The following is a 12,132-nucleotide window of genomic DNA, read 5'->3' as shown; positions in this document are numbered from 1 at the left end:
CCTGAAACAGGCACTAGCAGTCCAATGAAAAACAACCTCTTCTCTCTGTTACTTTTCCTTTGCTGCGCCGTTACGACCCAGTTGCTGAGCCAGCGCGTCTGGGGGCAAACAACGGCGGCCGCGTCGAGCATGACACTCGATCAGCTCAAGGCTATTAAAGCGATTAAAATTGCCAATCTCGATAAAGACACGTATTTCAAATCGGGAGGCTTTATTCTGGATCGCTACGAAGAGCGACCCGCTTATGTGTTTACCTACAGCGATGGCATTACGCGGAAAATTTACCTCTACAAGGTTTTCACCGCCGAGGATACCAAAGACCTGGGCTTACTGGCGATTTATAAGAACGAAAAATCGGGTGAGATAAAGCCGTTCGTCATTCCGGGGGCTTCGGCCGATCGGAAAGCGTGGGATGCTTACATCGACGATCTGAAATACGTCGGAGAAAAAGAACCCGGCCTTATGTCGACGCTGACGTTTGTGTTGTCGCGCGAGATGGCCAGCCTGATGGCAGGTGGCGCTGGAAAATCCGACGAGGGGGGCAGCAAGAAAAAAGAAGAATATAACTTCTGCTTCGCAGCCGATGCATCGGTGACGCTGGCCGATGGCACTACAAAAACGATCGGTGCCGTAACGACAGCCGATGCCATCATGAGCTACGACCCGACAGCCAATACCTTGCGGGCCACTCATGTGACACGCACAGACGTTCATGAAGGTGAATTCAGGCTGGCAGGACTTTGGCTAGCCCCCGTCGATGAACTGACAGCCGGCAACCGTACGGCACTAACGGAGCCAACCCTGCTCGAAGCTACGGCCAACCACCCCGTGCTGACCAATTCGGGACGGAAGCCGATCGGCGCGGTAAGGGCCGGTGAAACCTTATATCACTACGACGCAGCCACCCGCAGCGTTTCGACCTACAAAGTTGTGCGCGTGGAGCCGACGAGTCGTTCGGTGAAAAAAGTGTATAATCTGGCTACCGAATCCGGAACGTATTTAGTTGATGGCGTAGCGGTGCTGGACAAGTAAGCTGCGGAACCAAACGATTGGCTGAAAGCGGAAGAAACGTCGACGTTTCTTCCGCTTTTCGTTTACGTACGGATCGATTCATAAAGCCGAAATCAGCGCCATACTCCCAACAACGATCGAGCCGACAGTGTAAATTGGGGTTGACAAAAACCTGACCACTGTTCTGAATCGTTGCGCCACTCCGCTTTTGCCCGTACTTTTGCTTTCGTAAAATCGTATGCATGCATACTAATAGTCGAGAGAAATATGGCAGAGGCTTTCATTTACGACGCAATTCGGACTCCCCGCGGCCGGGGAAAAAGCGATGGATCGCTGCACGATGTGCAGCCGGTTGAGCTCCTGGCCAGCGTGCTGAGCGAACTCCGCGACAGAAATCAGCTCGATACGGCGCTGATCGACGACGTGATTATGGGATGCGTGACGCCCATTGGTGAGCAGGGCGCCGATATTGCCCGTACGGCTGTGCTCCAGGCCGGTTATGATGAATCGGTGGCGGGTGTGCAACTCAATCGATTTTGCTCCTCCGGCCTGGAAGCCATCAACATGGCTGCCGCGTATATCATGTCGGGGCAGGTCGACGCTATCGTGGCCGGTGGCGTCGAATCCATGTCGCGGGTACCGATGGGTTCCGACGGTGGGGCGTTGTTCATGAACCCACAGATCGTAGCTCGTCATAATATTGTGCCCCAGGGAATCTCTGCCGATCTGATTGCCACAAAATACGGTTATTCGCGGACCGATGTCGATACGTTTGCGGCCGAATCGTACCGGCGGGCAGTAGCGGCCCAGGCCGGTAACCGTTTCCGCAAAAGCCTGATAGCGGTGAAAGATGAAATTGGGAGCTTATTGCTCGACTATGACGAAGGCGTGCGACCTGGAACAACAATCGAGAGCCTGGCCAGGCTGAAACCTGCGTTCGAGACTATCGGGCAGATGGGACTGGATGCGCTGGCGTTGCTCAAATATGCACAGTACGATAAAATCAACCATGTCCACCACGCTGGTAATTCCTCACAGATTGTCGACGGAGCCGCCGGACTGCTGATCGGGAGTGCCGCTTTTGGCGAAAAAACCGGTCTGAAGCCGCGCGCCCGGATTAAAGCGTTCGCCGTGGTTGGCTCCGAGCCGACAATTATGCTGACGGGGCCGATTCCAGCTACCCGGAAAGTGCTCAAACGAGCCGGAATGACCATCAGCGACATCGACTTATTCGAAGTGAATGAAGCATTTGCCGCCGTACCATTGCTGTTTATGGACGAGTTGGGCGTCGATCCTGGTTGTCTGAATGTCAACGGGGGCTCGATCGCGCTGGGGCATCCTTTGGGGGCTACGGGTGCAATCCTTTCGACTACGCTGATCGACGAACTGGAGCGGTCAGATAAGCAGTTGGGCCTCGTAACACTTTGCATTGGGGGTGGCATGGGCATTGCTACCATTTTTGAACGAGTGAATTAAGCGTCATTTATGGTCATGAGTCGTCATTCGTTGTTTTCTTGAATCTCACAGAAACAATGAATGACGACTTATGACGTGAAGCAACTGACAGTTAAAATGATAAACTACACGGTTGATCAAAACATAGCCATGCTGGCCTGGGCGATGACGTCAGCGCCGATGAATGTGCTCAACGACGAGTCTATCCCGGCTTTTGAAGCGGCTTTACAACGGGCCCAGGCCGACGATTCGGTCAAAGGCATCATCATCACGTCGAATAAGCCCGAGTTTGTCGCGGGAGCCGATCTGAAAATGATTTTGCGGAATAACGACAAAGAACCGTCGGAAATGTTCAGGGTATCGTCGGAATTGAATCGGATCTTTCGGAGCATCGAAACATCAGGCAAGCCGACGGTGGCCGCCATCAATGGCACTGCGCTCGGTGGCGGCTATGAAATATGCCTGGCCTGCCACCACCGCATTGCGTTGAACAACCCCAAAACCGTGCTCGGTTTGGTCGAAGTGACGATTGGCTTGCTGCCCGGCGCGGGTGGAACCCAGCGATTGCCGCGGATGCTGGGTATGCAGGCGGCTTTGCCGTTGATACTGGAAGGGAAAAAAGTCGGCGTTCAGGAAGCCAAACGACTCGGCATGATCGATGCCATTGCCGACACGCCCGACGAACTGATTCTGCAAGCGCGCACCTGGATCGAGGCAAATCCCAGACCCATAAAACCCTGGGACGAAGTCGACCGCAAGACCGGAAAGATTATCGGTAAGGATAAGTTCAGCGTGCCGGGCGGGAATGTACAGAGCGGGATTGGTGCTCAGACGTTCGGTGCCGGAACGGCCCTGTTGATGGAGAAAACCAAAGGAAACTACCCGGCTCCGCTCGAAATTATGGCTTGTGTCTACGAAGGCTTACAGGTTAACATCGATCGGGCACTGGTGATCGAAGCACGCCATTTTGTAAAGGTAGCCACCTCAAAAGTGGCAAAGAACTTAATTCAGACGATGTTTCTGGGCTTGAACGAAGCTAATAAAGGAGCCAGTCGTCCGAAAGATATTCCGAAAACGGAGGTTAAAAAACTCGGTGTTCTGGGCGCAGGCATGATGGGCGCGGGCATTGCCTATGTATCGGCGCAGGCGGGTGTCGAGGTGATACTAAAAGACGTATCGGTAGAAGCCGCCGAACGAGGCAAAGCGTATTCCCGTAGTTTGCTCCAGAAAAGCGTTGAGCGTGGTAAAGCCGATCAGGCCGAGGTAGAGCGCGTACTTAATCGGATCAGACCTACTACCGATGTGCTGGATCTGGCAGGCTGCGACCTGATCATTGAAGCCGTATTTGAGAATCGTACCCTAAAAGCACAGGTGATTGGGGAGGCTGAAACGATGCTTCGTGAGGGGGGCGTTTTCGGATCGAATACCTCTACCTTACCGATTGATAGCCTGGCGCAGGCGGCAGCGAAGCCGGAGAATTTTATTGGCATACATTTCTTTTCGCCAGTAGATAAGATGGCGCTTGTGGAGATCATCCTGGGCAACCAAACGTCTGATTATACGCTGGCGGTAGCCATGGACCATGTTCGTAAGATTCGGAAAACTCCTATTGTCGTCAACGATTCGCGTGGCTTTTATACGTCGCGCTGCTTCAGTGCTTATACGGCCGAGGGGATGGAACTGCTGAACGAGGGCGTCAGCCCGGTGCTGATCGAAAACGGCGGAAAAGACGCAGGCATGCCCGTTGGACCGCTGGCGGTAACGGACGAAATTTCCCTGGAGTTAGTCCGTAAAATTGCTGAGCAGGGAATTGAAGATGGAGCACTGACTACGGATGATACCAGCTACCAGACTGCTAACCAGTTGGTAGAATTAGGCCGTATGGGCAAAAAAGCGAAAGCTGGCTTCTACGATTATCCGGACGACGAGCCGAAGCAAATCTGGCCGGGCTTGTCGGATTTGTATCCACGACGGGATCGCCAGCCCACGCTCGACGAAGTCAAAACGCGGCTCTTATACCGGCAGGCCATCGAAGCCGTACGCTGTCTGGAGGAAAACGTCGTCCGGACGAAACTAGACGCCGATCTCGGTTCCATTCTGGGGTGGGGCTTTCCGGCTTATACGGGGGGAGCCGTATCGTTCATCGATTTTGTGGGACTGAGCACTTTTCTGACCACCTGCGACCGGCTGGCCGATACCTACGGCGAACGTTTCCGGCCAACGGAGAAACTGCGCGAGAAGGTCGGTATGTTGATTAATTCCTGATCTATAGATAGTTATCCTTTATTTTTTGTCATCCCGACAACGGAGGGATCTTAAGTTCTCCTAACGCTCTGGTAAGGAAACTTCAGGATCCCTCCGTTGTCGGGATGACAAAAAATAAAGCGTTATTGATAAAGTGAGTATTCCGAAAATTGCTGGTAGCTCACTACTGAAACTTCGCCAGATTCTCCTTCGTAACCAGCTGGAAGGGAATGAGCGTCTCTTTATCGAAGGATTGGCCTTTCGATATTTTTATGGCCGTTTCAATGGCTTTGGCACCCTGTTGCTGCGCATTCTGAAAAACCGTAGCGTCCAGTTCCCCTTTTTTTACGGCCTGTAACGCGTCTGGAATGGCGTCGATGCTCACCACGATTATTTTATTTTTCAGGCCAGCGGCCGTCAGTGCTTTGACGGCACCCATACCCATTTCGTCGTTTTGGGCAAAAACGGCATTGATCTGTGAACCGTACGACTGAATCCAGTTTTCCATCAGCGACATCGCTTTGGCCCGGTCCCATTCGGCGGTTTGCTGGGCCATCAGTTTGAGGCCCGGATAGTTTTTCAGCATCTCGCGTGCACCCTGTTCCCGCTTGATCTGGGCAGCCTGACCCATGTAGCCCTGCATCATCAGGATATTACCCTTACCGCCCAGTTTATCGGCGATGTATTTCAGGGCAATCTTCGCCGATTCGACATCGTCGGAGCCAACGAATGCCGTGGGCTTGACGCTGGTTTCAGAATTGACGTTGATGATCGGGATCTTGGCGGCCAGCGCCTTTGTCACGGCTGGCGAACTGGCTTCCACTTCGCAGGGATTCATAATGATCACATCCACTTTCTGCGCAATGAAGCTTTCGACCTGTTCGATCTGCTTCAGCGCCGACCGCTCCGCATCGACAGTGATCAACTCAACGCCCGACTCCTGCGCTTTTTTCTCCATTTCGTCGTGCACATTAACGATAAATTCATTCTGCATGCTCAGCATGGTGGCGCCAACGACCAGCTTTTTATCGCCACCGGTCTGATTCTTATCTGAAGAAGTCGATTGCGAACAGGCGGATAGTAAGCTCGCTGTCAGAAGGAGAAGGCTTAGGCTGCGGATCAATTTCATGTCAGATAAAGAGTGAGTGAGGGTAAACATGCTGTTACTTGGTTTTGTGATGTTTCAGGCTGTCTAACACAACCGCCCCGATGATGATAATCCCCATGACGACCTCCTGGTAGTAAGACGTTACGTTGAGCAGATCGAGGCCGTTGCTGATCACGCCGATCAGTAAGGCACCGATCAGTGCGCCCGACATGGTGCCGGTGCCACCCGAGGTGCTGGTGCCTCCGATAATGGCTGCGGCAATGGCATCGAGTTCGAAACCGGCACCGGCGTTGGGCTGGCCGGTCGTAATCCGGGAGGTGAGCAGAATTCCCGCCAGGGCTGCCAGCCCTCCGCATAACGTATATACGGTCATCTTGATTTTATTCAGTGGAATTCCCGATGCCCGTGCCGCCTGTTCGTTGCCACCGATGGCGTACATGTAGCGGCCCAACAGGGTTTTATTCAGCAGAATGGCGCAAATAACGAACAGGATGACCAGAATAAATATAGGCATTGGAATGCCCAGCAACTGCCCGCCACCGATAAAATTGAAGGAATCGGAGAGATTCGAGATCGGGCGACCTTTGCTCAGAATGAGCGCCAGTCCGCGACCGATAGTCATCGTGCCCAGCGTGACGATAAACGGAGGCACTTTACTCCGGGTGATCACAAACCCGTTGAAGGCCCCCATCGCCAGGCCGGCCAGCAAACCCATCAGAATGGGAACAATCAGCGGGTAATCGTCCGGATGAGCAAACGTGGCGGCAACGACACCCGTAACGGCCACCATCGAACCGAGCGAAAGGTCGATGCCTCCGGTGATGATGACAAACGTAACCCCAAAGGCCAGCAGCGCGTTGATCGAGACCTGGGTAACTACGATCATCAGGTTCGACCAGGTCAGAAAATTGGGCGTGATCAGCGACAGAACCAGGCAAATCAGCCCGAAAGCCGCGAAAATTCCGTACTGGCCCAGTCCGCGAAAGCGTAGTTTGGCTGCGCTGTCAATCAGATTACCGTATGCATTATTCGTGTTCTCCATAAATGTGTATAGGGGGCGGGTAAGGCTTAATGGGGCATGGCATAGCGAAGCACGGTTTCCGGTGTAGCTTCTTCCTGCGAAAGCAGCGCAGTCTGTTTACCTTTTTCCAGTACCAGAATCCGGTCGCTCATGCCTAGTAGTTCGGGAAGTTCGGAAGAGATGATCACAATGGCTACACCGTCGGCGGCCAGTTGTCGCATCAATTTATAAATTTCTGCTTTGGCTCCCACATCGATACCGCGGGTCGGTTCGTCGAGAATGATCAGTGAAGGCGAGGCCAGCAGCACTTTACCAATCACTACTTTCTGCTGATTGCCTCCGCTCAACTGCGTCACCTGCTGATCCGGCCCGGCGGTTTTTATTCGTAGTTCCTGAATCATTTTCTGAGCCGATGCCCGCTCGCGTCGGGAATCGATAAACAAACCAGTTGCGTGAGCGGGCAGACTGGCCAGGGTCAGGTTTTGCTGAATGGAGAGTTCAGGAACAAAGCCCCAACCTTTCCGGTCTTCACTGACGTAGCCGATGCCGTGCCGAATCGCTTCCTGCGGGGAGGCAATCGTGACGAGTTGGCCCCGAACGTAAACCGCGCCGGCGTCGGGGCGTTCCAGTCCAAAAATAGCGCGGGCCAGTTCGGTCCGGCCTGCACCCATCAAACCGCCAATTCCCAGAATTTCACCTTCGTGCACCGAAAAGCTGATATCGACAAAAGCACCCTGCCGCGTGAGGTTTTTCACCCTCAGTAATTCTTTTCCCGCTACAGACAGGCGTTCGGGAAAGAGGGTTTCGATATCGCGGCCAACCATCAGATTGATCAGCGAAGGCGAATCCAGCGCGGCTGCCGAGTATGTGCCAATGAAGTTTCCATCACGCAGGACCGTAACGGTATCGGCCAACTGGCTGATCTCTTCCATTTTGTGCGAGATGTAAATGATGGCGACGCCTTTTTTCTTCAGGTCATGAATCAGCGCGAACAGTACTTCGACCTCCCGGTGCGAAAGCGCGGAAGTGGGTTCGTCCATGATGATTACCTTAGCCTCGTGCGAAAGCGCTTTGGCAATCTCGACCATCTGCTGCTCGGCCACGCTCAGGTCGTTCATGCGCGCCCGAACGTCGATTGGAACGTTGAGTTGTGCCAGCAGGAGTTGCGCCTGTTTGTCGATGCTCCGATCGTCGAGCCAGCCAGGAAGCCAGCCCTTCAGTTCGCGGCCCAGGAAAATATTCTGAGCGACGGTCAGTTCAGGAACGGCCAGAATTTCCTGATGAATCATCGAAATGCCGCTTTGCTGGGCTTCTCTGACGGTTCGGTTGGCCAGCGGTTTTCCATCCAGGAAAATTTCGCCGGCATCGGGCGTTTCCAGGCCGGACAGTATCTTCATGAACGTGGACTTCCCGGCCCCATTCTCGCCCATAAGTGCGTGTACCTCGCCTTTTCGGAGATTCAACTGAACGTTGTGCAGCGCTTTGATACCCGCAAAGGTCTTGCTCAGGCCGCGTACCTGAAGAATATAGTCCTGTGTAGGGGTCATGGATGAAGGTTCTTCACCCAGATCAAAGCAGAAAAAGCCGTAAACCTCCTCAAAAGGGCTAAACCAGCCGGAAACTCATCCGATGGTATTTGGTTGGACCGAACTGCTGAATAGCGGCCCGATGAGCCACCGTAGGGTAGCCGACGTTCTGTGCCCAGCCATAAGCCGGAAATTCTTCACCCAGCCGCTCCATCAACGCATCCCGGTAGGTTTTGGCCAGTACGGACGCTGCCGCTATGGCTAAAAAATGGGCATCACCCTTCACGATGCAGGTATGCGGAATCATCGGATACGGCACAAAGCGGTTTCCATCGACGAGCAGGTGCTCCGGTTTGATCGCCAGCGCATCGACGGCGCGGTGCATGGCCAGAAAACTGGCTTTCAGGATATTGATGCGATCGATGTCTTCGTGCGAAACTTCGGCCACAGCCCAGGCCAGCGCGTCGCGTTCGATAGCGATTCGCAGGGTTTCGCGTTGGGTACGGGTGAGTTGCTTGGAGTCGTTTAGAATGGGGTGTGTGTAATCGCTGGGCAAAATAACCGCAGCCGCAACGACCGGCCCGGCCAGGCAGCCGCGGCCTACTTCGTCCAGGCCTGCTTCGATAGCATTGGCGTTGTAACAGGATCTTAACATGCTCAGGTACGGAGAAATTGTCGATAATCGGCTAATCTTCCAGGATATTTCCGAAGATAGTGTTCTTCAAAAATAGGGCGAACAGCAAAAAGGAAATCGACCAGTAAAGATAGATGCGGTAATAATCCTGCACATCTTCGTAGACACTCACCCGAACGGGCGCTTTTTCCAGCCCGCTGATCTGGGCAAAAACCGATCTCAGTCGGCGGACATCCGTCGCCCGGAAGAAACTGCCGCTCCCGATGGTAGCGATCGTTTTCAGAATTCCCTCATCGACGGTCGTGGCCGTAACTGAAGAACGGACTGCCCGGCCCACGGCAATGGTGTACAGCCGGATGTTGAAGAGTTTCGCCAGCCGGGCGGCCGTTATGGGGTCAAGGTTTCCGGCGGTGTTATCACCATCGCTCAGCAGGATAATAATTTTGCTGCGTTCTCTTTTGGCTTGAGCGGATTCTTTCTGCGTTGAGTCGACGGCTGGGCTCGTCCGCTCCCGCATGCGGTTGATGCAGCGGGCCAGTGCATCGCCAATGGCCGTGCCTGAGGTTCGAATCATCTGGTCGTTCAAATCGTTGAGGTACTGCTTGACCAGGCCGTAATCGGTTGTGAGAGGGCAAAGTGAAAAGGCTTCTCCTGCGAAAATCACCAGACCGATGCGATCGTTTTTACGACTGTTCACGAACGTCTGCGCCACCCGCCGGGCTGCGGCCAGGCGCGTCGGCTGCAGATCGGATTCGCTCATCGAGGTCGATACGTCCATCGCCAGCATAATATCGATACCTTCCGATTGTTCTTCGCGTTGCTCCCGCACGATTTGCGGGCGGGCGAGGGCTACCAGCGCCAGGGCCATGCCTAAAAAAACGCTCAATGGCAGTAGATACCGAAACAGGCTCAGCAGCGACTGGGTAGTCCGGACCCGAATGTCTTTTCCACCCGGGCTGGTCGGCGGAAACTGGTCGAGCGACAGATTCAGGTGTTGCTGGGCGTTCTGGTGCAGGTAATACCGAACCATGAACAAGAGCAACACAGCCGGGATGAGGATCAGGGCCAGCGGGTTGGCAATGTGAAACTGTTTCCATTGCGCCGGGCTGAACCAGTGAAGTGAATACCAGGGGACCATACGCTTAAGAAACGGGTGATGGTTGAGTGGCCTGACTAACTGAACGCTGTAAGCGGGTTCGACTACGCACATACGTTTGGGTCGCCACGTCGCGTAACACGCTCAGGGCTCTTTCAGATTGGTCCGAGAAAGTGCCCCCGTAAATCATGCGGTCGGTTTGGCGCAGCGCATCGGCGACCCGCTGATCGTTCAGTCGTTCGGCCAGCTCGGGGGTCGTCAAGGACATATACGGTTGGCGGTCGAGTCGCTCAAGGTACATTTTCCACATGATAACCGCCCGGTTTGCCGTTTCCGACGCGGTAAACGAGTTAAGACGCTGGCTCAACTGATCGTAGTTCCGCAGAAAACGGCTATGCCGTCGGTTGAGCTGGTACAGCCGCCACTGTCGCCGGATGGCCCGACCGAACAAAGCGTACAGAAGGACCAGTGTGCTGCTGATCAGAAGCAACCCCTTGATCAAAGCCAGGTAATTGAACTGCTGTTGTAGCGGAGCCAGAGTCGTTTCTGTTGCCAGTGTAATCGGCAGTGGTTTGCTGGCGTCGGCTATGGCTGGCGGAAGCTTCGATTTCAAGAAAACCGTATCCGTCTGCGTCCATTGGGCTGTGCAATCGACTTCGTTGATCATCCGAACCGGTACGCGCAACAGCTGAGCCGAATCGGTTTCAAACGATACCAGCGTGTAAACCGCACTGTCGCGGCTAACGGCCAAATCGCCCGTTCCACTGGTTAAGGTCGCGTAGCTATCTACTTTCTGAACGCGGTAAGGCTGGAAGGCATGAGCCGTATCCGGAAACAGAACATCAACGCGGGGAGAATGCCGGTAGGTCAGCGCATATCGAAACGGTCGTCCGATCTCGATGCTGTCGGTCAGGAAATGCCCCCGTACCACCGCCGGAGGAGACGTCTGCCCCCAACTGGTAGTGGAAAGAAAACCGCTGATGATCAGTAAAATAGAATTGACTGCTCTCATTGATATTTTCGGACCCTGAACAATTCAACGAGTTTCGGTACAAAGTCTTCCTGCGAATCGAGCGCCAGGTAATTGGCGTTGTACTGCTTGCAAAAACGCTCCAGGCGGGTCTGATTCTGCTGAAACGAATCGCGCAGGCGCTTCCGAAACGAAGCCGAAGAGGTATTGACCCAGACGGTCCGGCCGGTTTCGGTATCATGCACTGGAATGATACCCAGCCTGGGTAACTTCACCTCCCGCTGATCGTACAGATGAATAACGACCAGGTCGTGTTTTCGGGCTAAGGCTCTGAGGTTATGCTCGTAGCTCTGATCGATAAAATCGGACAGCAGAATCACGACGCTCCGTCGTTTGAGGATATTGAGCGTAAACAGCAGTGCATCGGCAATATTCGTCCGGCCCGATTCGGGTTGCAGCTTATACAGGTTCATGATCAACTGATAGCCCGTCTTGAGCCCATTCGCCGGTTTGATGTAGCGTTCTTTCTGATCCGAGAAGCAATACATACCCACGTGATTGGCTTCGCGGATGGCCGACATGGCCAGCACCCCGCATACTTCTTTGGTGGCCATCAGCTTATCGCGGTAGTGCGGCCCTACCTGCTGCGACGCGCTGACATCGACCATAAAAAAAACGGTCTGGTCTTTTTCTTCGCGAAATACTTTCACGAACGTACCGTGCCCTTTCGAAGAAACGTTCCAGTCGATAGCGCGCACGTCGTCGCCATACTGATAGGTTCTCAGGTCGCTGAATTCCAGGCCACTACCTTTAAATATTGATCGAAAACTCCCACGCATCTGCGAGTTGACCGCTTTGCGGATGCGGATGTCGAAATTATGGAGCCGGGCTAGAAACTCATCCATAAACAGGCGATAGCGTCGTGAAGATGCTGCTTACTGATAAACGCAGAAAGTCAACTTTCTTACCAAAATTAATTGAATCATAAACTACACCAAAGCATTCGGGCGCTTCGGTTGTGAGGCAGACTGAGGATTTAACAGCCGTACGTAGGAAAATGTGGCTTC

The 12,132-nt window shown here is 53.8% G+C and carries 10 protein-coding genes; 3 read left to right on the top strand and 7 right to left on the bottom strand.

All coding sequences use genetic code 11. The features are described from left to right. Positions 1–24 precede the first annotated feature (24 nt). From ACYVC2_RS01445 to ACYVC2_RS01435, 3 genes are all read left to right on the top strand, one after another. Complete coding sequence (locus ACYVC2_RS01445; protein ID WP_461100494.1) at positions 25–1,032, top strand: Hint domain-containing protein; 1,008 nt, start codon at positions 25–27, stop codon at positions 1,030–1,032. Between the two features lie 246 nt (positions 1,033–1,278). Then, positions 1,279–2,487, top strand: coding sequence for an acetyl-CoA C-acetyltransferase (locus ACYVC2_RS01440; protein ID WP_461100493.1), 1,209 nt, complete (start codon positions 1,279–1,281; stop codon positions 2,485–2,487). 96 nt (positions 2,488–2,583) lie between these two features. Further along, positions 2,584–4,731 carry a 3-hydroxyacyl-CoA dehydrogenase NAD-binding domain-containing protein gene (locus tag ACYVC2_RS01435; protein ID WP_461100492.1) on the top strand — a complete coding sequence of 716 codons (2,148 nt, stop codon included), beginning with the start codon at positions 2,584–2,586 and terminating at the stop codon, positions 4,729–4,731. Positions 4,732–4,894: 163 nt separating this feature from the next. Here the strand turns inward: ACYVC2_RS01435 and ACYVC2_RS01430 are convergent, their stop codons facing one another. Genes ACYVC2_RS01430 through ACYVC2_RS01400 form a run of 7 tightly spaced genes read right to left on the bottom strand, consistent with a single transcriptional unit; the run spans position 4,895 to position 11,970 of the window. Further along, complete coding sequence (locus tag ACYVC2_RS01430) at positions 4,895–5,839, bottom strand: sugar ABC transporter substrate-binding protein (RefSeq protein ID WP_461100491.1); 945 nt, start codon at positions 5,837–5,839, stop codon at positions 4,895–4,897. 34 nt (positions 5,840–5,873) lie between these two features. Further along, the gene (locus ACYVC2_RS01425; protein WP_461100490.1) at positions 5,874–6,860 is read right to left on the bottom strand and encodes an ABC transporter permease; all 987 of its coding nucleotides are present in this window, start codon (positions 6,858–6,860) and stop codon (positions 5,874–5,876) included. 26 nt (positions 6,861–6,886) lie between these two features. After that, on the bottom strand, positions 6,887–8,386 hold the full coding sequence (locus tag ACYVC2_RS01420) for a sugar ABC transporter ATP-binding protein (RefSeq protein ID WP_461100489.1): 1,500 nt from the start codon (positions 8,384–8,386) through the stop codon (positions 6,887–6,889). A 58-nt stretch (positions 8,387–8,444) separates the two neighbouring features. Then, positions 8,445–9,020: a ribonuclease HII gene (locus tag ACYVC2_RS01415; protein ID WP_461100487.1), complete on the bottom strand. Its 576-nt coding sequence runs from the start codon at positions 9,018–9,020 to the stop codon at positions 8,445–8,447. A 31-nt stretch (positions 9,021–9,051) separates the two neighbouring features. Further along, positions 9,052–10,137, bottom strand: a complete 1,086-nt coding sequence (locus ACYVC2_RS01410; protein WP_461100882.1) for a VWA domain-containing protein — start codon at positions 10,135–10,137, stop codon at positions 9,052–9,054. A gap of 4 nt (positions 10,138–10,141) precedes the next feature. Then, positions 10,142–11,107, bottom strand: coding sequence for a hypothetical protein (locus tag ACYVC2_RS01405; protein ID WP_461100485.1), 966 nt, complete (start codon positions 11,105–11,107; stop codon positions 10,142–10,144). Next, positions 11,104–11,970, bottom strand: a complete 867-nt coding sequence (locus tag ACYVC2_RS01400) for a DUF58 domain-containing protein (protein WP_461100484.1) — start codon at positions 11,968–11,970, stop codon at positions 11,104–11,106. Before ACYVC2_RS01400 ends, ACYVC2_RS01405 begins: the two co-directional genes overlap by 4 nt. Positions 11,971–12,132: the final 162 nt, after the last annotated feature.

This window comes from Spirosoma koreense, from assembly GCF_054777875.1.
Note: the sequence above shows the minus strand (reverse complement) of the source record. Positions and strands in the feature narration are given on the sequence as shown.

Excerpts from the sequence above, each read along its gene's own strand:
- ACYVC2_RS01445 (WP_461100494.1), top strand. The coding sequence starts at position 25 with ATGAAAAACAACCTCTTCTCTCTGTTACTTTTCCTTTGCTGCGCCGTT.
- ACYVC2_RS01440 (WP_461100493.1), top strand. The coding sequence starts at position 1,279 with ATGGCAGAGGCTTTCATTTACGACGCAATTCGGACTCCCCGCGGCCGG.
- ACYVC2_RS01435 (WP_461100492.1), top strand. The coding sequence starts at position 2,584 with ATGATAAACTACACGGTTGATCAAAACATAGCCATGCTGGCCTGGGCG.
- ACYVC2_RS01430 (WP_461100491.1), bottom strand. The coding sequence starts at position 5,839 with ATGAAATTGATCCGCAGCCTAAGCCTTCTCCTTCTGACAGCGAGCTTA.
- ACYVC2_RS01425 (WP_461100490.1), bottom strand. The coding sequence starts at position 6,860 with ATGGAGAACACGAATAATGCATACGGTAATCTGATTGACAGCGCAGCC.
- ACYVC2_RS01420 (WP_461100489.1), bottom strand. The coding sequence starts at position 8,386 with ATGACCCCTACACAGGACTATATTCTTCAGGTACGCGGCCTGAGCAAG.
- ACYVC2_RS01415 (WP_461100487.1), bottom strand. The coding sequence starts at position 9,020 with ATGTTAAGATCCTGTTACAACGCCAATGCTATCGAAGCAGGCCTGGAC.
- ACYVC2_RS01410 (WP_461100882.1), bottom strand. The coding sequence starts at position 10,137 with ATGGTCCCCTGGTATTCACTTCACTGGTTCAGCCCGGCGCAATGGAAA.
- ACYVC2_RS01405 (WP_461100485.1), bottom strand. The coding sequence starts at position 11,107 with ATGAGAGCAGTCAATTCTATTTTACTGATCATCAGCGGTTTTCTTTCC.
- ACYVC2_RS01400 (WP_461100484.1), bottom strand. The coding sequence starts at position 11,970 with ATGGATGAGTTTCTAGCCCGGCTCCATAATTTCGACATCCGCATCCGC.